This is a genomic window from Streptomyces sp. B6B3, assembly GCF_039871525.1.
Taxonomy (GTDB): domain Bacteria; phylum Actinomycetota; class Actinomycetes; order Streptomycetales; family Streptomycetaceae; genus Streptomyces.
In genome coordinates this window covers 58435-79262 of record NZ_JBDPLU010000027.1, presented here as the reverse complement: position 1 = coordinate 79262, position 20828 = coordinate 58435, and the positions used below count along the sequence as shown (strand labels likewise).

Genomic DNA, 20828 nt, shown 5'->3' with positions numbered 1-20828 from the left:
ACGATGACCGCCACCACGGCCGCCGACGCGGCCTACATCGTCGCCGCACTGCTGTTCATCCTGAGCCTGGCCGGCCTGTCCAGGCACGAGACGTCCCGTTCGGGCGTCGTCTTCGGCATCGCCGGGATGGCCATCGCCCTGGCCGCAACGGTCGGCCTCGCCTCCCGCAGCATCGCCGCCACCGGCGTCACGCTGCTGCTCGCCGCGTTGGCCGTGGGCGCCGCCCTGGGCATCTGGCGGGCCAGGCGCGTCGAGATGACCGCCATGCCGGAGCTCATCGCGCTGCTGCACAGCTTCGTCGGCGCCGCGGCCGTGCTCGTGGGCTGGAACGGCTATCTGGAGGTCGAGCACTCCGGCAGCGCGCAGACCGCCGTCGCCGAGGAGCTGCTGCGCATCCACCACGCCGAGGTCTTCATCGGCGTCTTCATCGGCGCCGTCACCCTCACCGGCTCCGTGGTCGCGTACCTGAAGCTCGCGGGCCGGATCGCGTCCCGGCCGCTGATGCTGCCGGGGAAGAACGCCCTCAACCTCGGCGCGCTGGCCGCGTTCGGCGTGCTGACCGGCTTCTTCGTCGCCCAGCCCTCGCTCGGTCTGCTGATCGCGGTCACCACCCTCGCCCTGCTGCTCGGCTGGCATCTGGTCGCCTCCATCGGCGGCGGCGACATGCCCGTCGTGGTCTCCATGCTCAACAGCTACTCCGGCTGGGCCGCCGCCGCCTCCGGCTTCCTGCTGAACAACAACCTGCTGATCGTGACCGGCGCGCTGGTCGGCTCCTCCGGCGCCTACCTCTCGTTCCTCATGTGCAAGGCGATGAACCGCTCGTTCCTGTCCGTCATCGCCGGCGGCTTCGGCCTCGAGGCGCCCGCCGGGGCGGACGCCGAGACCGGCGAGCACCGGGAGACCAGCGCCGCCCAGACCGCCGACCTGCTGGCGGGCGCCTCGTCCGTCGTCATCGCCCCCGGCTACGGGATGGCCGTCGCGCAGGCCCAGTACCCGGTCGCCGAACTCACCCGCCTGCTGCGCGAGCGCGGCGTGACCGTGCGCTTCGCCATCCACCCGGTCGCCGGCCGCCTGCCAGGACACATGAACGTGCTGCTGGCCGAGGCCAAGGTGCCCTACGACATCGTCCTGGAGATGGACGAGATCAACGACGACTTCCCCGGCACCTCGGTCGTCCTGGTCATCGGCGCCAACGACACCGTCAACCCGGCCGCGGAGGAGGACCAGACCAGCCCGCTGGCCGGCATGCCGGTGCTGCGCGTGTGGGAGGCCGAACACGTCGTCGTCTTCAAACGCTCCATGGCCCCCGGCTACGCGGGCGTGCAGAACCCCCTGTTCTTCCGCGACAACAGCGAGATGCTCTTCGGCGACGCGAAACAGCGCGTGGAGGAGATCCTGCACGCGCTGGGCCCCGCCCCCGCCACACCCGACGAGCCGGACGGCCGCGAACTCGTCTCCACCCGGAGGAGCTGACCCCGCACCGCTCCCCCGCACCGCTCCCGCGCACCGCGCTACCGCCAGGTCGCGGTGTCGGGGTCGAGGCCGTGGGCGCGGGCGCTGGCGTCGATGACGCGCCGGAACCACGCGGCCAGGCCGGCGCGGATGCCGTCGTAGTGCGCGGCGAATCCGGGATCATCCTCGAACATGCGGCCGAGACAGACCTGCATCTCCCGGGTGAGGGGAAAGTACGAGGCGAAGACCTCGCGGTGCCGCTCGACGAGGTGGTTCGCCTCCGGGCTGCCCGGCGTGACGCCGGCGTCCATCGCGTCCCCGAGGGCGCGGTCGAGACGGGCAACGGCGTCGGAGACGGCCTGCCACTCCGCCGGGCCGCGCGAGGCCGAGCGTTCGACGTACTGCGCCCACTGCGTCGTGTCCCCGTAGCGCTGACGCGCCTGGGCGGGCCAGTCCGGGTTCCAGCGGGGGCCGAAGATCTCGGCCTGCTGCTCGGCGGTCAGCAGCAGGCCGCGCTCGTGGGCCTCGATCATCCGGTCCAGTCCGACGCCGAGCTGCTGGAGGCGGTCGATCCGCTCGGCGACCCGGGCCCGCTGCGCGCGCAGCGCGCCCGGCACGTCGGCGGCCGAGTCGTCCAGGACGGCCCGGATCCTGTCCAGACCGAGGCCGATCTCACGGTAGACGACGACGCGGTGCAGGCGTTCCAGATCACCGGCGGTGTAGAGCCGGTATCCGGCGGCCGTGCGCAGCGACGGTCGCGCCAGACCGATCTCGTCCCAGTGGTGCAGCGCGCGGACGGTCACGCCCAGCCGCTTCGAGACCTGTCCGACGGTCAGGCCGTCGGCCTCCTCACTGGCATCAGCGGCATCAGGCATGCCCGTCATTGTCACCGCGACCGACGCCCGGCGGGGTGATCCCGACGGCCGCGAGGTTCCGCGCCTCCTGACTGGCCGGATCGAAGGGCTTCGCCGCGGTGAGGACGATCCGGGCGTTCTCGGGGGTGATCACCGTGACGTCGCGGGTGTTCCAGGGAGTGTCCCGCGGACCGTCGACCGAGTCCGGTCGCAACGCACGACAGTCCTCGACAACGGCATCGAGCTGGCTCTGCAGGCACGCGAAACTACAGCTCATCTCCGGCGCCCGCGCCGGAACGCGCTCCGCCGAGACGAGGAGTACGTCCTGGAACGCCCACCGGCGCAGATGCACGAGCCGGTCGGGGATGCCGAACAGCTCGATGAACCCGAGCCCACGAACCCAGAAGTCCACCGACGCCGCCAGATCGTTCGTGGGGATCGTCACGAACGCGGGCATCGCGTAGATGCCGCGGAACGGCTCCGGCGGAACCGCGTCCGGGCCGGGATCGGGCACGGGACTCATCTCGAACGCGTCGTAGTAGTCGCTCATGCGCCCCACCTTCCAGCCTCACGCGGCGTGAGGGTCAAGCCGAGCCCGCGCGTCTCGCACCCACGACCTCCCGCTCCCGTGAGCGGGAGGTCGTCCGGGGTCCCGAGGGGTCACCCCGCCCAGGGTGGGGCGATGGTCCAGGTGGCGTCCTCGCGGAAAAGAGTGCGGCTGTCGTAGGGCTGCGGGCCGCCGTTCGCCGCGATCCACAGCGCGCTGTCGTAGTGGCGCAGGTAGCGGTGCGGGAGGTTGTAGGACCGGAACGACACGCCGGTGCCGCTCAGGCCAGGGACGGCGGACCAGGTGGCGTCCTCGCGGAAGAGCTCGGTGCCGTCGGGGCGGCCCCGCTCCACCCGTGAGTTCCGGTGCCGCAGGTACTCGCCCGGGAAGTTGCGGGACTCGATGGAGTAGCAGGTGGGGTCCGCGAGGCCGGGCACGAGGCGCCAGGTGGCGTCCTCCCGCAGCAGCTGCGGGCTGGCGGCCGTGACCGGTTCGGTGAACGCCAGGGCGTCCTGGTGGCGCAGGTACCGGTCGGTGTGCCCCGGAGTGGTGACGCGCAGGGACTGCCAGGTGTTCACCGGCACGGTGGCCTGTCCGCCGATCCGGCGGCCCGCCAGCAGGTCGGCGTGGGCGGCGGCGATGCGGGCGCGGTCCACCTTCAGGACCTGCCGGTCGTAGGTGTACAGGCCGTTGACCTCGTTCTCCACGTCGGTGATCTCCGTGTAGATGGCGCGGGAGAGGCCGTTGTTGCGCTGCAGCTGCTGGACCCCGACGAGCAGGCCGATGTAGCGGCCCGTCAGCTCCTGGCCGTCCGACACCATCTCGTAGCCGAAGCCGTCGCCCGGGCTCCACTCGTGGTCGGGTGTCCGCAGGCCCAGGCCACCGTACTCGCCGAGTGCGGAGATCCTGGTGTCGCTCGGTCCGGTGGGGTGGCCCGGGCCGACGTAGATGTGGGAGTCGACCACGTCGCCGTTGCCCGGATCGTGCCAGCCGGAGGCCGCGGTGACCAGCCGCGTGGGGTCCCAGCTCTTGACCAGGTCCGCGATGCGCCCGGCGTCGTACTGGCCCCAGCCCTCGTTGAACGGGATCCATTCGAGGATGGACGGGAAGCTCCGGTGTTGGTCGACCAGCTCGCGCAGTTCGAGCTCGTACTGCGCGCGGTCGGCGGCCGCGGGCTCGGCCGGGGTCCGCATCGCCGGCATGTCCTGCAACACCATCAGGCCGAGCCGGTCCGCCCAGTGGTACCAGCGGTCGGGTTCGATCTTCACGTGCTTGCGGATGGTGTTGAAGCCCAGGTCACGATGGGCCTGGACGTCGAAGCGCAGGGCCTCGTCCGTCGGCGCGGTGTAGATCCCGTCCGGCCAGTAGCCCTGGTCGAGGGTGCCCATCTGGAAGACCGGCTTCCCGTTGAGGACGGGCCGGAGCACGCCGTCGACCATCGCCTTGCCGATGGAGCGCATGCCGAAGTAGCTGGTGACGATGTCGCGCGTCTGCCCCCCGCTGACGAGGGAGACGTCCAGGTCGTAGAGGAACGGGTCGTCCGGCGACCACAGGCGGGCGTCGGGCACGTCCACCCGGAGGGCCGTGCCGGGGCTGCCGGAGGCGGTGGCGACCACCTCGCCGTCGTTGCGGACGGTGACCTGGACGGTGGCTCCCGCGGCGCCCGAGGCGTGCGCCACGATCTGGGCGCGCCCGTTCGCCACGTCGGGGGTGATGTCGAGGCGGGTGAGGTGGGCGGAATCGACGGCCTCCAGCCAGACTGTCTGCCAGATTCCGGAGGCGGGGGTGTAGAAGATGCCCTCCGGGTCGTTGCTCTGTTTTCCGACGGCCTGGCCGCCGGAATTGGTCAGGTCGAGGACGCCGACGATCAGTTCGTTGTCACCGGCCCGCAGGGCGTCGGTGATGTCGAAGGAGAAGCGGTCGTACCCGCCCTGGTGATCGCCGATCTTCTGGCCGTTGACATGGACGTCGGCCCGCCAGTCGACGGCGTCGAGGTGGAGCAGGACCCGACGCCCGGCCCATTCGCCGGGAACACTGAAGGCTCGCTTGTACCACATGCGCGGGTGCGATTCGGCGATGCCGGAGAGTGCGGACTCCACCGGGTACGGAACGAGGACGCTCCGGTCCAGGGTCCGACCGGTGGGCGGTGCCTCGCCGGCGGCGGCCGGCGACCACTCCCAGACGCCGTTCAGGTTGCGCCACTCCGGCCGGACGAGCTGCGGCCTGGGGTGTTCGGGCAGGGCGTTGTCCGGGGAGACCTGGCTGGTCCAGGGAGTCGTGAGCGGCGGGGTGCCGGGAACCCACGCGGCCGCGTGAGCCGGTGGGGCGGCGGTGAGCAGGCGCAGTGGGGCGGCGACGAGTACCGCGGCGCCCAGCACGACGCCGCGGCGCGAGGGATGTCCTGGGGTGGGGGATGAGGGCCTCTGGCGCACGTTTACCTCCGAAGGTGGCATACGAGTGCGTGGGGCATTGTGGGTTCGACTTGATAAATGTGTGAACATGACAGCACCCACCCGGGCCGCCTGTCGATGAGTTCGACACGGCGGATTACGGCCGGCCGGCGCGTTTTCCCGAGACCAAGGCGATGAACTGGCGTTTCTCGAAGGCGGACCAGTTCCGGAACTCCAACGCCTTGACACGCTCCGGAAAGGGTGTCTGGACTCCGCACCCGTCTGCCCGTGCAAATACAAGAAACCAAACATTCCGAACGTTCCCGGTTCACCGGGAGATGACGCGGCGGCAGCGCCAGTTGAGGTAGTGCACCACGAGCCACAGGTTGCGGAAGGCGGGGTTGCGGGTCTGCCTGTGGTGGTAGCGGTAGTAGATCTGCTGGGCGATCACGGCCAGCCGGAACAGGCCGAAGGCCTCGTAGAAGGGCCAGTTGCCGGCGTCCAGGCCGGTGCGGTCGCAGTAGCGTTCGACGATCTCGGCGCGGGTGTGCATGCCCGGCAGGTGGCTGGGCTGGCGCCGAGTGGAGCGCGCCACCCGGTCGTCGTCGGCCTGCACCCAGTAGGCCAGCGCGCCGCCGAGGTCCATCAGCGGGTCGCCGAGGGTGGCCATCTCCCAGTCCAGAACGCCCACCAGGCGCAGGGTGTCCGGGTCCAGGACGATGTTGTCCAGCCGCCAGTCGTTGTGGACCACGCGGGTGGCCACGTCGTCCGGCTGGTTGGCGGCGAGCCAGGCGGTCACCCTGGCGAAGGTGGGGGTGTTGAAGGTGCGCGCCTGGGCGTAGCGGCGGGTCCAGCCCGCCACCTGCCGTCGCACGTAGCCGGCGCCTCTGCCGAGCCCGGTGAGGCCGGCGGCTTCGACGTCGACACTGTGGAGGTCGGCGAGGGTGTCGACGAAGGTCTCGGACAGCCGGCGGGCCCGCGCGCGGTCCAGCGTGAGGCCCTCGGGAGGGTGACCGCGCAGCACGAGCCCCGGCACGCGGTCCATGACGTAGAAGTCGTCGCCGATGACCTCCGGGTCCCGGCACAGCGCGCGGACCGTGGGCACCGGGGGGAAGACCGGTTTCAGCCGGCGCTGGACCTCGTACTCGCGGCTCATGTCGTGCGCGGAGGACGCCCTGCGCCCGGCCGGCGGGCGGCGCAGCACCAGTTCGACGCCGGGGTAGCGCAGCAGGTAGGTGCGGTTGGAGGCGCCGCCGGTGAACTGGGTGGCCTCCGGCACGCCGGTGAGTCCGTCCAGGCGCTCCTTGAGCCAGGCGTCCACGCGGCCGGTGTCGAAGGCGTCCTCCGCGCGCACGGCGCCGCGCCGCTCGGCATGGCGCGAGAGGTCCTTCTCGTTCATCTCAGCCGGCCCTGGTGACCAGGCGGAGAGGCAGGTGGCGCAGGGCGAACCCCAACGGCACCCAGGGCCAGGCGGGGACCTTGGCCTGGACGCGTTCGGCCTCGATGGCCCGCACCATGGCGCGCACGCCCTTGGCGGTGGAGACCATCAGCGGGGTCCGGGCGGCTCTGGCGCTCATCTCGGAGGCGATGTAGCCGGGAAAGAGGGTGGTGACGCTGATCGGGGTGCGCAGCAGCTCGGCGCGGATGCCCTCGGCCAACGCGGCCACGCCGGCCTTGGAGGCCGCGTAGGCGGTGAGGTTGCGGGGCATGCCGCGCATGGCGCTCATCGAGGAGACGACCACCAGATGCCCCGCGTTCTGCTCGCGGAAGATCTCCACGGCCGCCTCGCACTGGGCGAGCGCGGCGGTGAAGTTGGTCCGAGCGGTGTGCAGGTTGGCGTCGAAACGTCCGGTGCCGACGGGCTGCCCCTTGCCGAGTCCGGCGTTGACGATGACCCGGTCGAGGCGGCCGAGGTCGGCACGGAAGGCGCGGAAGACCTCGAAGACGTGGTCGTGGTCGTTCACGTCCAGGGCGCGCACGGAGACCGTGACGCGCGGATGGGCGGCGACCAGTTCCTCCCGCAGCCGCTCCAGCCGGTCGGTGCGGCGGGCGCACAGGGCGAGGTCGCGCCCCACGGCCGCGAAGTCGCGGGCCATCTGCTCGCCGAGTCCGGCGCTGGCTCCGGTGATCAGTATCTTCTGTCGGGTGGTCCGGGTGGTCCGGGTGGTCATCCGGGCGGCTCCCTGTCGGCGGATCGTTCCCTGTGTCTGCCGAGCTCGTGTCTGGCGACGAGCCCGAGGTGCACCTCGTCGGGGCCGTCCGCCAGGCGCAGGGCCCGCGCGGCGGCCAGGAAGCCGGCCAGGGGGGTGTCGTCGGACAGGCCGAGGCCGCCGTGCAGCTGGATGGCCATGTCGACGACCTCCTGCGTCATGGCCGGGACCGACGCCTTGACCGCGGACAGCGCGGTGATCGCCCCGAGCGGGCCGGCGGTGTCCAGCAGCCACGCGGTGTGCAGGACGTGCAGGCGGGCCTGGTCGATCGCGATGCGGGCCCTGGCGATGCGTTCGCGGTTGCCGCCGAGGTTGGCCAGGGGCTTGCCGAACGCGGTGCGTTCGGTCGAACGGCGGCAGGCGAGCTCCAGCGCCCGCTCGGCCATGCCGATGAGACGCATGCAGTGGTGGATGCGGCCGGGACCCAGCCGGCCCTGGGCGATCTCGAAGCCGCGGCCCGCACCGGCGATGATCGCGTCCCGCGGCAGCCGCACGTCGGTGAAGGACACCTCGCCGTGGCCGTACGGCTCGTCGAGGTAGCCGAGGACGGGCAGCATCCGCTCGATGCGCACCCCGGGGGTGTCGGTGGGCACGAGCACCATGGAATGCCGCCGGTGGCGGTCGGCGTCGGGGTGCGTCAGCCCCATGAAGATCACGAACCGGCAGTGGGGGTGCCCGATCCCGGTGCTCCACCACTTGCGGCCGTTGAGCACCACCTCGTCGCCGTCCAGGACCGCGGTCGCCTCCATGGTGGTGGCGTCCGAGGAGGCCACGCCCGGTTCGGTCATGCAGAACGCCGAGCGGATCCGCCCCCGCAGCAGCGGCTCCAGCCACGTCGCGCGTTGTTCGTCGCTGCCGTGGTGGAGCAGGACCTCGGCGTTTCCGGTGTCGGGGGCGTTGCAGTTGAACACCTCGGGTGCGATGGGCGACCGGCCCATCAGCTCGGCCAGCGGCGCGTACTCCGTCACGCTCAGCCCCGCGCCGTGTCGGGGGTCGGGCAGGAAGAGGTTCCACAGGCCCTGCTGGCGGGCCCTGTCCTTGAGCTCCTCGATCAGCGGCGGGACCGCCCAACGGTCGGCCTGGGCACGCAGGGCGCCGAGGTACTCGCGTTCGCGGGGCAGGATCTCGGCGTCGACGAACGCGGCGACGCGGTCGACGTACTCCCGTCCCCGCGCTGAGTGGGCGAAGTCCACGGCCCGCTCCCTCGGCTCGGACGACGTGGTTGTGACCCGACAGTAACCACCGGACGGGCGCGGCTCAATAGGCGCGTTCAGTGCACCTGGCGCGGCGCGCGGTCGTCGGCCAGGGGCTGGGTGCCGATGACGTCGAGGAGCTTGAGCCGGTCGGCGCTGTCGCTGCCGGGGGCGGCGGTGTAGGCGAGGATGCGCAGGTCGCTGCCGGGGACGGTCAGGGTGTCGCAGTCGAGGGTGAGCGTGCCGACGTCGGGGTGCCGGATGGTCTTGGTGTGCGAGGCGTGGACGCCGACGATCCCGGTGTCCCACTGCCGCGCGAAGTCGGCGCTGGCCGCCCGCAGGTCCTTGATCAACGCCCGCAGGCCGGCGTCGGCGGGGTAACGGGCGGTCGCCGTCCGGAGGTCGGCGATGACGGCCGTCTCGAACTCACGCTGCCCGCCGCGCATGGTGATGGCCGAGCGCGGCGCGAGGACGAAGAGACGCCAGGCGACGTTCCGCTCGCGCCCACGCCACGTGGCGGCGTCCCCGTGCAGGGCGGCGGCCCACAACGGGTTCCACAGGATGAGGTTCCACATCGCGTCGTACACGCTCAGCGGCGCCCCCTCCAGCTGGTCGAGCAGCCGCCTCACGCTCGGCGGGATGTGCGACGACACCTCACCGGGTCCCGGCACGGCCTGACCAGCCAGCAGGTAGAGGTGCTCGCGCTCGGCCTGCGACAGCCGCAGCGCGCGGGCCAGCGCGGACAGCACCTGCGCCGAGGGAGTGGTGGCGCGGCCCTGTTCCAGGCGGACGATGTAGTCCACCGAAACGCCGGCCAGCCGTGCCAGTTCCTCCCGCCGCAGACCGGCGGCCCGCCGCACGCCGCCGGCGGGTATGCCCACCGCGGCGGGGGAGGTGCGGTCGCGCCAGCCACGTAACGCCCTGCCCAGTTCCCCGGATTCGCTCACGCCCTCAGTATGTGGCCGCGGCACCCGCGACAGCCTGGTACTGACAGTCCCTGGGAAACGCGGGGCACTGTCTGCCCGTCGGCGACGGGAGGAGGGTGAAGGCGTCGCACCTCACCGACGACCGACGAACCGACGAAGCCGCACAGGGTGGATTGGTGCAGCGCGTTCTCCTCGGGGATCGGGCGGACGGGGGGCGCCCGATCCCCCACTCCCCCGCGAGCGGCACCGCCGCGGGACGTGTACCCGCCCGCCTCACCCGCCACCGGCCGCACCGGGCCGGCGGCCTCCGTTCACCATCAAGGTCAGGAGCCCCATGACTGCCTCCGCGTTCCTCACCCGTCGCCGACCGTGGGCGGCGTTCGCCCTCGTGGCCGCCGTCGCCGCCGCCGTCTCCTTGCCCGCCGCCGCCCCTGCCTCCGCCGCCGAGCCGGCCCCGTTCATCGTGGGCGGCACGCCCACGACCACCGACGCGTATCCGTTCACGATGCAGGTCGGCACCGAGTACGTGCCGAGGTGCGGCGGCACCCTCGTGGCGCCGTCCAAGGTCGTCACCGCCGCCCACTGCGTGGACGGCGATCCGACCAGCGAACTGTCGACGTACGTCGTGGGCGGGCGCACCGAACGACTGGGCTCCGACGGCACCGTGCGGGAGGTGATCGACGTCTGGCTCCATCCGGACTACGACGCCGACACGAACGTGGCCGACATCGCCGTGCTCACGCTCGCCGACGAGATGCCGTACGAGCCGTTGCCGTTCGCCGCGCCGACCGACACCCACCTGTACGCCCCCGGCACCATGGCCCGCATCCTGGGGTGGGGCTGGACCGCCTACCCCGGGACCAGCGCCGACCAGCTGATGACCGCCGAGGTCCCGATCGTCGCGGACGCCGACTGCGAGGCGGCGTACGCGTCGCACAGCACACAGGTCGACGCCTCGATCATGTTCTGCGCCGGCTTCCCCGAGGGCGGCGTCGACGCCTGCAACCGCGACAGCGGCGGCCCGCTGGTGGTCGACGGCGTGCTCGCCGGCGTCGTCTCCTGGGGGCACGAATGCGCCCGACCCGGCTACCCCGGCGTCTACGTCCGGATGACGGCGTACGCCGCCGACGTGCGCGAGCAGATCACGTCCTGAGGTCCCGGACCCAACTGCCCGGCCCCTGCGCCTCCGAGGGCGCCGCTCATCGCACGGGCTGGGCCGGGACCGCCGACTCGCTGACCGCGCCGGCCTTGCGGACCCGGAACCGTACGCACGGTTCGGCCGCGGTCAGCTCCGGCTGGAGGGTGCGCTCCTCCGACCAGCCGGCCAGGCGGAACTCGCCCGAACCGACGTGGACCAGCCCGAACGCCGGGGCGCCCGACACGTTCAGGACGGGTCCGTGGCGGTCGTCGACCGTGAGCTCCGCCGGCACCGTCTCCGCCGGGCCGGCCACCGGCTCCTCCTCGGACCACTCCGCGAACCGGGCGGGCATGGCGAACCGGCACCGCAGCGCCCGCAGCTCCGCGGCGGACAGCGGAACCGGCTCCCGGGCGAGCACGACGCCCCGGTCGGCCAGCCCGTCGCCCACGTGGTCCGGGAAAAGCTCCAGCAACGCCCTGCTGACCAGGCAGTCCAGGACCAGGTGGACGCGCGCCTCGGCGCCGGAGTTGCCCACGTGGTGCGGACGGTCGAAGTCGCCGAACCACAGCCGCCCGGCGTCCCAGTGGAACCGTTCGCCGCCGATGACGACGTACGCCTCCGGGTTGGTGATGACCGGCACGTGCAGCCGCACCAGTCCCCACGGCATCCCGAACTTGCCGTCCCGGTGCTCGCGGACGCGCGCGCCCGGTCCCAACGCCATCAGCCGCACGCCGAGCAGTTGCGTCGGGAACCCGCGCAGGATCTCGGCCACGTACGGCGCCCGGGCCAGATGCGGCGTGGCCGCGTGCTCGACCGGGCCGGCGCCGCCGGCGTCGGTGCGCGCGGGGTCGCCGCCGGGACTGCGCAGCGGAAGGATCGTCCAGTCCACCGTGGATTCGCGGATCATCCCGTCCTGGCCGATGGAGCGCTGCGACCGCCACGGGCTCGCGCGCAGGGCGCGGATCTCGGCGGCGAGCCGGTCCGCGTCGTACCGTCGGTTCAGGGGCGTGGCGGCCGGGAGCACGCCCCGAGCCGGGTCGAGAGTCTGGCCGGTCATCTGTTCCGCTCCTTACGTTTCCGCTCCTCGGGTCGTTCACCCCTCATCGTGCGGCGCCGTCGTGCCGGGCCGTCGTGCGGGGGGCCGTGGCCCGGCGACGAGAACGCCGGGCCACGGCCGCGTTGGTTCAGCGTTGGTTCAGCTCGTTGGTTCATAGCCCGTTCAGTAGATGTAGCGCATCCGCGCCTCCTCTCGTCGGATGGTCGTTCGCCTCACACAGGTAGGCCTTCGTGCCGGGCGACCAGCGTGCCCCTGTCGCTCAACGGCGTCCGTTCGTCGCCCAGCGCCGAGCCGCCGACGACGGCGAGCCCGGCCGCGCGCAGGTCGGCGATCACGCCGGGCGGCCGGTGCAGGTGATGGTCGCGTTCCACGGTCTCGGTCGCCACCAACTCGTCGCCGTGATAGGTCCGGTACACGTGCCGGACGCGGCCGAGATCCGGACCGAGGGGCCACGCGGCCGAGGACAGCGCGTACCGGCACGCGCCGACGCGCGCCGACCGCGTCTCGCGCTCCGGCCGGTCCGGGACCTCCTGGTCGTGCACCATGTCCATCGCCAGCACGCCGTCCGGCGCGAGGTGCTCCGCGAGCGTGGCGAAGAGCGCGGGCCGTGCCGCCGCGGGCACGTGCTCCAGCACGGCCGCGAGGTAGACGTAGTCGAACCGCCGGCCGAGCCGGAAGCCGGGCGCGGCCACGTCGAGCACCGTCACCCGGTCGCGCAGCTCGGGACGCCACACCAGCTTGGTCAGCAGCACCGCGCGCATGCTGGGCGAGCGTTCGAGGCCGAGCACGCTCCCGGCGCGCTCGGCGACCGCGAGCGTCATCCGGCCCGTACCAGGGCCGATCTCCAGCGCGTCCCCGCCGGGCGGCGCCAGGTCGACGAAGAACGACACCAGCCCGGGCGAGGCGGACCCGATGTGCAGCAGGTCGTAGTATCCGGCGACCGCGCCGTACGGATCGGTGTCCGACGAGACGGTCAGGTCCGGTGCGGTCATGGATCTCCTCGGTGGTCCGCGGGCAGGGCGCCGGCCCGTTGGGCACGGTGGAGGTACTCGTCGGTGGTGTTGACTCGGGGAAACGCCGTGGCGGGCACCGGCACGCCGAGTCCGGCGCACAGCGGTCCCCAGCCCTGGCCGACCTCGAACTCGACCAGCCGGTCGGCGGGCACGGTGGCCCGCACCTCGGCCTGGTGGGCCCGGTAGACGGCGATGGCGTGCTCGCGGTCGTCGAAGCGACCACCGAACGTGCCCTGCCACACCACCCGTTCGATCAGCTGGTCGGCGACCGCCCGCCCGTCGTCGCGCGGCCGGGTGCGGTACAGCGTGCGGGCCATGCTGGCGTACCACGCCTCCGGATCGCGGGTCACCAGCAGCACCCTGGCCGTCGGGTACGCGGCGATGAGCTCGCGCCAGTAGAACGTGGCCGGCCATGCCACGGTCGACCGGTAGGCGCCGAGCAGGCCGTCCCAGTCGGCGTGGGCGCCGTCGGCGCGGTCGGCCAGGCGCAGCCACCGCCGCGCGTGCGCCGGATCGTCGAACAGCGCCTTCATCCCATGGGTCGGCCCGAGTTCCAGCGTCTCCAGCGCGAGCCGCACGGAACTCGTCCCGGTCCGCCCGAACGCGGCCCCGATCACCCTCACCGGAGGGTGGCCTCGAACCGGTCCAGGCTGCGCAGGGTGAGGTTCGGCAGGAACGCGGGGTCACCGAGCGGCCGGACCGACGGATGGCGGTCGGCGAGCGTGCCGAGGACCACCCGGGCGAAGACCGCCATGAACGGCGAGCCGAGACAGGACTTCGGGCCACGGCCGAAGCCGAGATGCGGGTTGGGGTGTCGGTCCGGGAGCACCGTCTCCGGTCGCGGGAACCGGGCCGGATCGCGGTTCGCGGCGCCCAGCAGTAACGTCACGCCCTGCCCGGCCCGTACGGACGTCCCGCCCACCTCGGTATCGGTCACGCAGGCGCGGGCGACGGCCTGAACAGGCCCGGCGAAACGGACGAGTTCGTCGACGGCCCGGACGATGTCGGCGTCCCTCAGCTCCGCGAGACCGACGGCCCGGTCGTGGAGGATCGCCACCAGGGCCAGCGCGAGCAGCTTGCTGCCCGAGCTGTACCCGCTGAAGAACAGCGCCCGAACGGTGTTCGCGATGACCGGGGCGGGCACGTCGCTCTCCGCCGCCCGACGGACGACGTCACCGACGACGCCGTGCTCCGGCGGATCGGCCAGCCAGCCCGCCACCAGTCCCGCCAGCTCGCCGTACGCCGCGCCCATCGGCTCCGCCCGCTCCGGCCACAGTCCGGCGTCCATGGCGGCGCCGACCACGCCGGCGATCCGACTCGTCGACGCGGCGTCCGGCACCGGGACGCCCAGATATCCGCAGGTCGCCGACAGGGCCAGGGGTTCGGCGAGTTCGGCGCGGACGTCGAACGACGGGCGGCGCGCCAGCTCCGACAGCAGTTCCTCGGTCCGCGCCGCGATCGCCCTCTCCAGGGCCTCCCCCGCGTGGTCGCGCATCGCCTCCAGGAACAGGCGCCGCACCGCGGTGTGCTCCGGTGGGTCCATCGTCAGCATGCTGAGGGCCTGCGGCGGCACCTGCTCGCCGACCCGGCGCCAGTCCGCCGCGAACCGGGCGCTGTCCCGGAGCACCGCCACGCAGTCGGCGTGCCGGCTGAACATCCACGAGTCCAGCGGCTCGTAGAAGAACGGTGGCCGCTCGCGCAGCCGGGCGTAGGCGGGGAAGGGATCGGGCAGCGTTTCGGGGTGGGCGAGGGAGAGGATCGGATCCGCGGAGAGCGCCTCTGGCATCAGGTCACCTTTCCGTTCGCCCTGTTGCCGCTCCTTCGATGGTACCCGCCTTGACGCGATCATGTCAATCCCCTGGCGTCGATCGGCCGCCGACGCACCTCCCCCTCAGGCCGAACCCGGTGGCGCGCCCCGGGTTCGGTCACAGCATCCGGCGACGCACGAGGACCGAGAACGCGAGTACCCCCGGCAGCAGGGGAAACCAGACGGTCAGCACGCGGTACCCGATCACGGTCGACGTGGCCAGGGCCATCGGTGCGCCGAAGGTCGCGAGGGTGAGGACCAGCACCGCGTCCACCGAGCCGATGCCGCCGGGCGTCGGGATGGCACCGACCGCCGCGTTGGCGACGAGATGCACGAAGACGGCGTGGTGCCACGGGAGCGGCAGCCCGAGTGCGGCCCCGACCGAGGCGAACGCGGCGGCCTGGAGCAGCGGGAAGGCGGCCGCCCCGCCCCACAGGGCGAGCACGCGGCTGGGCCGGGTGTGCAGATGCCGCGCGTCGGTCAGGGCGGTGCGCAGGAACGCGCGTGTCAGGCGGCGCAGCGGGGCTACGGCCGCCACCAGCGGGACGACGGCGAGGCAGGTGACCACGCCCGCGAGGGTCAGGAGCAGCATCCGCGCGTCCAGGACGAACTCGTCGAGTCGCATCGTGCCGGGAAAGGTCATGAGGAAGGCGAGGATGACCAGGAGGCGCGTGACCGGCTTGACCAGCGTGTAGAGGGCGAGGGAGGCGGTGGCCCGCGCGAGGGGTATGCCGCGGCGCCGGAGGAAGCGCAGCATGATGGCGTGCGGGCCGAGGCCGGCCGGAAGCACCTGGTTCGCGGCGCCGGCGGCGATCTGTGTCGCGAGCAGTGGGCCCAGCGGGAGCCGTTCCGCGATGGCTCCCTGCCGGATGCAGGCGGCGCTCGCCCAGTACAGGAAGGTGAAGAGGGCCCCGGCCAGCAGCCACCCGGGGTCGGCGGACGCCAGCAGAGCGGCGCCGTCGTACATGACGCGCCAGTTGACCGCCGCCCATACCCCGATCACCAGCAGCGGGAGCAGGCACAGCAGGTGGCGGACGTGGGCCACGGTGACGGGGAAGCGAACCCGGAGGGGAGCGGGCGCGGGTGTGGGAGCGGGAGCGGCGGCGAGGGGCGGGGGGAACGACGTTCGGGGCAGCTCGTCGAGCCGGAGCGGGAACATCGGTCAGGTCATCCTTCTGTGTACGCCCGCGCCGAGCGGAGCGTAGGGGCATGAGGGAAGTGGGGACACCCGGTATATGCCCACCCCGTGTGACGGGACGATGTCCGGCGGCCGAAGTGGCGCCAGCGGCAGGTGGGCGGGAGGAGAGGCGGGCTCGGTCCTTCCGCGACGAAACGCGTGGGTAGGCTCAACTTCCGCCGTGCGGCGTGGCGTCCCTCGGTTCGAGAAGGGGCCGGTGCCCCACCATCCACAGGGAGGCGACCGCGTGGACACTGCGCGCGACATCGAGGGCGCGGACAGGACGGACGTGTCGGACGGCGCGGACGGGCCGGACGGCCCGGACGCCGCCAAGGGCGTGGCGAACGACGAGCCGAGCGCCTGGAAGGTGCTGCTCGGCTATGTGCGGCCGCACCGCGGCGCGCTGGTCGGCGGCGCCCTCCTGTCACTCGCCACGGGAGCCACCGGCCTCGCCCTGCCGCTGGTCGCCCAGCGGCTGATCGGCGACCTGGCCGACGACCGTGCGATAGGCGCGACGCTCCTGCTGATGTGCCTGCTGGTGGTGGCCAACGCCGGCATCGGCGCGCTCGGCTCGTACGTGCTGCAACGCACCGCCGAGTCCGTGGTGCTGACCGCCCGCCGCTCGTTGACGTCGTATCTGCTGCGGCTGCGGATATCGGCGATGGACACCACCGAGCCCGGGGACCTGCTGGCCCGCGCCACCTCGGACACCACGCTGCTGCGCGCGATGACCACCGACTCGCTCATCGGCCTCGGCACCGGCGGGCTGACGCTGCTGGCCACCCTGGTCGCGATGGGACTGGTGGACGTCGTGCTGCTGGGCGTCACGCTGGGCGTGATCGCCCTGGCCGCGGTGGTCATCGGGCTGATCGTCCCGGCGATCAACAAGGCGAGCCGCCGGGCCCAGGAGTCGGTCGGGAAGATGGGCGCCGCGCTCGAACGGGTGCTGGGCGCGATGCGCACCGTGAAGGCGTCGGGCGCGGAGGCCAACGAGGAGCGGACGCTGCACGCGGCCGCCGAGGACTCCTGGCGACAGAGCGTTCGGGCGGCCAAGTGGTCGGCGCTGGCCGGGAACACGGCGGGCCTGTCCATGCAGGTCGCGTTCATCACCGTGCTCGCGGTCGGCGGGGCGCGGGTGGCCACCGACTCCATCGAGGTGGGCGCCCTGGTGGCGTTCCTGCTCTACGTCTTCTACCTGATGAGCCCGATCCAGCAGGTCGTCAGCGCGGTCACGCAGTACCAGGTGGGCGCGGCGGCGATCTCGCGCATCCAGGAGGTGCGCCGGCTCCCCGCCGAGCCCTCCCCCGGGCCGGCGCTCGCCGCCGCCTCCTCGGCCGCCCCCGTCTCCGTCACCTTCGAGGACGTCCGCTTCCGTTACGCCGCCGAACTGCCGTACGTCCACCACGGGGTGTCGTTCACGGTGCCGCCGCGCGGCATGACCGCGTTCGTCGGCCCGTCGGGCGCGGGCAAGACCACCGTGTTCTCGCTGATCGAGCGGTTCTACGACGCCGACGCCGGCCGCGTGCTGCTGGACGGCCGCGAGGTGCACGACTGGGACCTGGGCGAACTGCGCGCCGCCATCGGCTACGTGGAGCAGGACGCGCCCGTGCTCTCCGGCACGCTGCGCGAGAACCTCCTGTTCGGCGTGGCCGAGGCGAGCGAGGAGGAGCTGCGGGAGGCGCTCGACATCACGCGACTGGCGGCCCTGGTCGGCCGGCTGCCCGACGGCCTGGACACCGTGGTCGGACACCGCGGCACCAAGCTGTCGGGCGGCGAGCGCCAGCGCGTGGCGATCGCCCGGGCGCTGCTCCGCCGCCCTCGGCTGCTGCTGCTCGACGAGGCGACCTCGCAGCTGGACGCGGTCAACGAGGCCGCGCTGCGCGACACGGTCGCCGACGCGGCCCTGGAGACCACGGTCCTGGTCGTGGCGCACCGGCTGTCCACGGTGACCACGGCGGACCGGATCGTGGTGATGGACGCCGGCCGGGTGCAGGCGGTCGGCACCCACGCGGACCTGGTCGGCGAGAGCCCCCTCTACGCGGAACTGGCCGCCACGCAGTTCCTGGCGGAGGTCCGCTGACCGCGATCGCGCGCGTGGCGCCGGACGGGCGGGGCACGCCGCCCGTCCGGCGCGGTGGTCGTCAGGGCACTCGGTCGTACGTGTGGTCCGGGGGTTCGGGCGGCCAGGCGACCGGATCGTCCTTCTCCCAGATCCGCTCGCAGTCCCCGGTGTCCGCGCACTCCTCGGCCCGTTCGCGCCAGCCGGCCAGGTTCGTCAGACCGGCCTTGTCGCCGACGGTCCACACGTCGTTCCAGCTGGAGACGTCGCTGGTCAGACGTATCGACGACATCAGGGTGTTCTCGCCGTCGCACCCGGGCGCTCCGGGCGGCCCCGGCCGTCGACGACTCCTTGGCGGAGGCCGACGCGGCCGTGCGCCCCTCGAAGAGGCGCTCGAACTGTGCCGGGACCAGGGCGACCGGGCCAACCAGGCCAACGTGCTCTCCGGCCCGGCCGAGGCGTTCAGGAGCCTGGGACGCGACGAGCAGGCGTTCGACCGAATCCACCGGGCGCTGGCCCTCGCCCGCGAGACGGGCTACCGCCTCATGGAGACGCACTGTCTGCGCACGCTCGGCGACCCGCACCGGAACCGGGGCGATCTGGAGCGGGCCCTGAGCGTGCACGACGAGACGCTGACACTCGCCCGTGCCTTGGGCAACGCCGGGCTGATCATCACCCGTGCTGAACGCGCTCGCTGCCACCCGAGCGGCCTGCGGACGCACAGCCGAGGCGCTCAGCGCACACGACGAGGCATTGGCCCGAGCCACCGAGGGGGACCATCGGCAGTGGCGGGCGGACACCCACGCGGGCATCGGCGCCGTCCACGCCACCCTCGGCGACCGCGCGTCGGCCCGCGCCCACTGGCGCCAGGCGCTCGGCCACTACGAGGCACTCGGCCTGCCCCAGGCCGCCGAGATGCGTCGACGACTCACCGACGACTGAGCGCCGCCGCGCCGCCCGTCCCCTTCGGCAACTCGGCGTGGCGCACGTCGATGTCTCCGGCGATGACGGGAGCGAAGGGCGCGGGCGCCAGGCAGGCTCCCCCCACGTCGACGGTGTCGACAGCGAGCGCCCAGGAGAAACCGAGGCGGTCGCCGCGCCCGTCGCTGTCGCCGTCGTGAAGGCTGACGCCCACGCGGTGGCCGATCCAGTCGGCGAAGTCGTCGGTGGCGTGTGTGACAACGGCCGTGAGGCTCGCCGTGCCGCCGCCCGTGAGCAGGCAGTCCACCTCCCCCTCAACCCGGGCGGTCTGCCCGGTGGCGGTGAAGTCGTGCGTGACCGCGAACGTGCCCCGCGCGTCGGTGGGCAGACCGTCCGGCAGCCCCGGCAGCGGCCGGGAGAACGGATCGCCCTCGGCGTCGATGCTGAAGTGGATCTCGTCGTCGGGCGCGTAGACGTAGAAGATGCGGACCTCGGCGTCCGCGCTCGCAACTGCCGCGTCCGCAGCCGAGGACGTGGTAGTAGCGGTGAGAGCGGTGACGGCGGCAAGCGCGAGGGCGTGGGCGCGGCGGAGCATCAGGTCCTCCTGCGGAGACGGCGTAACCCGTCAAGCCTGCGCCGCCGTCCGGCGCGCCGCCATCACCCAGCCGGGCGGACCGCGCACCGTCACTCCGGCGCACGACGTCGGCCCGCCGATGGCCGAGCCCGCGGGGTGAGACGGACGGGCCACCGGCGTCTCGTGGTGGCCCGTCCGTCGGTTCACGCCGTGTGCAGGGTCAGGCCGTACGCGGCCAGGATCTCGTTGACCGGCCGGTACCAGGTATCACCGCCGCCGGAGCAGTTGCCCCAGCCGCCCGAGGTGACGCCCTGGGCCTGGTCGCCGCTGTTGTAGGAGCCCCCGGAATCGCCGGGCTCCGCGCAGACGGGCACCAGCGCGTCGGAGACCGTGTCCCGGCCGAGGACGACCGGCTCCGTCCACCAGCCGTTGCCCACGCTGACCCAGGCGTGGTCGTTGTCGGGGAACGCTGACCTCGGTCGCCCGTGATCGGCTCGGCCCCCCGGTCAGGCGTGGTGGCTGCGGGCGAAGTCCCAGGCATCCCGCACCATCCGCCGGAGTCCCGGGCGTTCCGGATCCCAGCCGAGTTCCCGGCGTGCCCTGTCCGCCGACGCGACCAGTACGGCCGGATCCCCCTCCCGGCGAGGCTCGTCCCGGGACGGGATCGGGTGTCCGGTCACGTCTCGCGCCGCCTCCAGTACCTGGCGAACCGAGTGGCCGGTGCCGCTGCCCAGGTTGCAGACGAGATGCCGGCCGGCGCTCGCCGCACGGAGGGCGCGGTGATGGGCCTGGGCGATGTCCACCACATGGACGTAGTCGCGCACGCAGGTGCCGTCGTCGGTGGGGTAGTCGTTCCCGTACACCGACATCGTCCCCCGGCGTCCGAGGGCCACCTGCAGCATCAACGGGATGACGTGGGATTCGGGACGGTGCCGCTCGCCGTGCTCGCCGTACGAGCCCGCGACGTTGAAGTAGCGGAGCGACACCGCCGCCAGGCCGTGGGCCACGCACTCGTCGCCGATCATCCGATCGGCCGCGAGTTTCGACGAGCCGTAGGGATTGATGGGCAGAGTGGGGGTCTCCTCGGTGATGGGCATGCCCCGGGGCTCGCCGTAGACGGCGCAGGTCGAGGAGAAGACCAGGACGCGGACGCCGGTCCGGCGCATCGCTTCGAGGAGGGCGAAGGTGCCGAGCGTGTTGTTCCACCAGTAGCGCTCAGGTGCGTGGACCGACTCTCCGACCTCGGCGAACGCCGCGAGATGGACGACCGCCGAGTAGGACGCGTCCAACACCCGTCCCGCCTCGTGGACGCGCCCCTCCACGAACTTCGCCCCGTCCGGCACCGCGTCGCGGAATCCGGTGGACAGGTCGTCCAGAACGGTCACGTCGTGGCCGGACTCCAGCAGGCGGGCGGTCACCACCGAGCCGATGAACCCGGCCCCACCCGTGACGAGGATTCTCCCCGCGGTGTCACTCATCCGTTCCGCCCGCCTTCCCGCCTCTCATCGCG

At 72.7% G+C, this 20828-nt stretch carries 19 protein-coding genes and 1 pseudogene; 4 read left to right on the top strand and 16 right to left on the bottom strand.

Annotation, left to right across the window (positions count from 1 at the left end):
- The first annotated feature begins 3 nt into the window (after nucleotides 1-3).
- Nucleotides 4-1473: a Re/Si-specific NAD(P)(+) transhydrogenase subunit beta gene (gene pntB, locus ABGB06_RS34950; protein ID WP_347598055.1), complete on the top strand. Its 1470-nt coding sequence runs from the start codon at nucleotides 4-6 to the stop codon at nucleotides 1471-1473.
- Nucleotides 1474-1511: 38 nt separating this feature from the next.
- On the opposite strand, the gene ABGB06_RS34945 is transcribed toward pntB, so the two are convergent.
- The 7 genes from ABGB06_RS34945 to ABGB06_RS34915 form a co-directional block, all read right to left on the bottom strand.
- Nucleotides 1512-2327, bottom strand: coding sequence for a MerR family transcriptional regulator (locus ABGB06_RS34945; protein ID WP_347598052.1), 816 nt, complete (start codon nucleotides 2325-2327; stop codon nucleotides 1512-1514).
- Nucleotides 2320-2856, bottom strand: coding sequence for a VOC family protein (locus ABGB06_RS34940; RefSeq protein WP_347598049.1), 537 nt, complete (start codon nucleotides 2854-2856; stop codon nucleotides 2320-2322). Before ABGB06_RS34940 ends, ABGB06_RS34945 begins: the two co-directional genes overlap by 8 nt.
- 110 nt (nucleotides 2857-2966) lie before the next feature.
- Entirely contained in the window at nucleotides 2967-5285 is a 2319-nt protein-coding gene (locus ABGB06_RS34935; RefSeq protein WP_347598046.1) for an AbfB domain-containing protein, read from the bottom strand.
- A 286-nt stretch (nucleotides 5286-5571) separates the two neighbouring features.
- Entirely contained in the window at nucleotides 5572-6642 is a 1071-nt protein-coding gene (locus ABGB06_RS34930) for a phosphotransferase family protein (RefSeq protein ID WP_347598043.1), read from the bottom strand.
- Nucleotide 6643: 1 nt separating this feature from the next.
- Entirely contained in the window at nucleotides 6644-7414 is a 771-nt protein-coding gene (locus ABGB06_RS34925) for an SDR family oxidoreductase (RefSeq protein WP_347598040.1), read from the bottom strand.
- A complete protein-coding gene (locus ABGB06_RS34920) occupies nucleotides 7411-8646 on the bottom strand; it encodes an acyl-CoA dehydrogenase family protein (RefSeq protein WP_347598037.1) in 1236 nt (411 codons plus the stop codon). Before ABGB06_RS34920 ends, ABGB06_RS34925 begins: the two co-directional genes overlap by 4 nt.
- 77 nt (nucleotides 8647-8723) lie before the next feature.
- Nucleotides 8724-9593 carry a helix-turn-helix transcriptional regulator gene (locus ABGB06_RS34915; RefSeq protein WP_347598034.1) on the bottom strand — a complete coding sequence of 290 codons (870 nt, stop codon included), beginning with the start codon at nucleotides 9591-9593 and terminating at the stop codon, nucleotides 8724-8726.
- A 313-nt stretch (nucleotides 9594-9906) separates the two neighbouring features.
- On the opposite strand from ABGB06_RS34915, the gene ABGB06_RS34910 reads away from it, so the two are divergent.
- Nucleotides 9907-10725: a serine protease gene (locus ABGB06_RS34910; RefSeq protein WP_347598031.1), complete on the top strand. Its 819-nt coding sequence runs from the start codon at nucleotides 9907-9909 to the stop codon at nucleotides 10723-10725.
- A 46-nt stretch (nucleotides 10726-10771) separates the two neighbouring features.
- Here the strand turns inward: ABGB06_RS34910 and ABGB06_RS34905 are convergent, their stop codons facing one another.
- From ABGB06_RS34905 to ABGB06_RS34885, 5 genes are all read right to left on the bottom strand, one after another.
- On the bottom strand, nucleotides 10772-11767 hold the full coding sequence (locus ABGB06_RS34905; RefSeq protein ID WP_347598028.1) for an aspartyl/asparaginyl beta-hydroxylase domain-containing protein: 996 nt from the start codon (nucleotides 11765-11767) through the stop codon (nucleotides 10772-10774).
- Between the two features lie 212 nt (nucleotides 11768-11979).
- Nucleotides 11980-12759: a class I SAM-dependent methyltransferase gene (locus tag ABGB06_RS34900; protein ID WP_347598025.1), complete on the bottom strand. Its 780-nt coding sequence runs from the start codon at nucleotides 12757-12759 to the stop codon at nucleotides 11980-11982.
- A complete protein-coding gene (locus tag ABGB06_RS34895; RefSeq protein WP_347598022.1) occupies nucleotides 12756-13403 on the bottom strand; it encodes a sulfotransferase family protein in 648 nt (215 codons plus the stop codon). The genes ABGB06_RS34900 and ABGB06_RS34895 overlap by 4 nt, the downstream gene beginning before the upstream one ends.
- Entirely contained in the window at nucleotides 13400-14566 is a 1167-nt protein-coding gene (locus tag ABGB06_RS34890; RefSeq protein WP_347598019.1) for a cytochrome P450, read from the bottom strand. Before ABGB06_RS34890 ends, ABGB06_RS34895 begins: the two co-directional genes overlap by 4 nt.
- Nucleotides 14567-14705: 139 nt before the next feature.
- Nucleotides 14706-15746: a lysylphosphatidylglycerol synthase transmembrane domain-containing protein gene (locus ABGB06_RS34885; protein ID WP_347598016.1), complete on the bottom strand. Its 1041-nt coding sequence runs from the start codon at nucleotides 15744-15746 to the stop codon at nucleotides 14706-14708.
- Between the two features lie 355 nt (nucleotides 15747-16101).
- On the opposite strand from ABGB06_RS34885, the gene ABGB06_RS34880 reads away from it, so the two are divergent.
- Entirely contained in the window at nucleotides 16102-17844 is a 1743-nt protein-coding gene (locus tag ABGB06_RS34880) for an ABC transporter ATP-binding protein (protein WP_347598100.1), read from the top strand.
- Between the two features lie 61 nt (nucleotides 17845-17905).
- Here ABGB06_RS34880 and ABGB06_RS34875 read toward each other — a convergent pair whose 3' ends face one another.
- A complete protein-coding gene (locus tag ABGB06_RS34875) occupies nucleotides 17906-18115 on the bottom strand; it encodes a hypothetical protein (RefSeq protein WP_347598013.1) in 210 nt (69 codons plus the stop codon).
- A 386-nt stretch (nucleotides 18116-18501) separates the two neighbouring features.
- On the opposite strand from ABGB06_RS34875, the gene ABGB06_RS34870 reads away from it, so the two are divergent.
- Nucleotides 18502-18765, top strand: a complete 264-nt coding sequence (locus ABGB06_RS34870; protein WP_347598010.1) for a tetratricopeptide repeat protein — start codon at nucleotides 18502-18504, stop codon at nucleotides 18763-18765.
- Here the strand turns inward: ABGB06_RS34870 and ABGB06_RS34865 are convergent.
- The 3 genes and pseudogenes from ABGB06_RS34865 to galE form a co-directional block, all read right to left on the bottom strand.
- Nucleotides 18752-19339, bottom strand: coding sequence for a hypothetical protein (locus tag ABGB06_RS34865; protein WP_347598007.1), 588 nt, complete (start codon nucleotides 19337-19339; stop codon nucleotides 18752-18754). The two genes, ABGB06_RS34870 and ABGB06_RS34865, sit on opposite strands and share 14 nt — an antisense overlap.
- Before the next feature lie 182 nt (nucleotides 19340-19521).
- Nucleotides 19522-19791: pseudogene (locus ABGB06_RS34860) on the bottom strand (trypsin-like serine protease); the annotation flags it as partial.
- A gap of 33 nt (nucleotides 19792-19824) precedes the next feature.
- Entirely contained in the window at nucleotides 19825-20796 is a 972-nt protein-coding gene (galE, locus tag ABGB06_RS34855; RefSeq protein WP_347598004.1) for a UDP-glucose 4-epimerase GalE, read from the bottom strand.
- Nucleotides 20797-20828: the final 32 nt, after the last annotated feature.

Coding starts and splice junctions, on each gene's coding strand:
- pntB (WP_347598055.1), top strand. CDS start 4: ATGACCGCCACCACGGCCGCCGACGCGGCCTACATCGTCGCCGCACTG.
- ABGB06_RS34885 (WP_347598016.1), bottom strand. CDS start 15,746: ATGTTCCCGCTCCGGCTCGACGAGCTGCCCCGAACGTCGTTCCCCCCG.
- ABGB06_RS34925 (WP_347598040.1), bottom strand. CDS start 7,414: ATGACCACCCGGACCACCCGGACCACCCGACAGAAGATACTGATCACC.
- ABGB06_RS34890 (WP_347598019.1), bottom strand. CDS start 14,566: ATGCCAGAGGCGCTCTCCGCGGATCCGATCCTCTCCCTCGCCCACCCC.
- ABGB06_RS34875 (WP_347598013.1), bottom strand. CDS start 18,115: ATGTCGTCGATACGTCTGACCAGCGACGTCTCCAGCTGGAACGACGTG.
- ABGB06_RS34900 (WP_347598025.1), bottom strand. CDS start 12,759: ATGACCGCACCGGACCTGACCGTCTCGTCGGACACCGATCCGTACGGC.
- ABGB06_RS34930 (WP_347598043.1), bottom strand. CDS start 6,642: ATGAACGAGAAGGACCTCTCGCGCCATGCCGAGCGGCGCGGCGCCGTG.
- ABGB06_RS34910 (WP_347598031.1), top strand. CDS start 9,907: ATGACTGCCTCCGCGTTCCTCACCCGTCGCCGACCGTGGGCGGCGTTC.
- ABGB06_RS34905 (WP_347598028.1), bottom strand. CDS start 11,767: ATGACCGGCCAGACTCTCGACCCGGCTCGGGGCGTGCTCCCGGCCGCC.
- ABGB06_RS34865 (WP_347598007.1), bottom strand. CDS start 19,339: ATGCTCCGCCGCGCCCACGCCCTCGCGCTTGCCGCCGTCACCGCTCTC.
- ABGB06_RS34940 (WP_347598049.1), bottom strand. CDS start 2,856: ATGAGCGACTACTACGACGCGTTCGAGATGAGTCCCGTGCCCGATCCC.
- galE (WP_347598004.1), bottom strand. CDS start 20,796: ATGAGTGACACCGCGGGGAGAATCCTCGTCACGGGTGGGGCCGGGTTC.
- ABGB06_RS34945 (WP_347598052.1), bottom strand. CDS start 2,327: ATGCCTGATGCCGCTGATGCCAGTGAGGAGGCCGACGGCCTGACCGTC.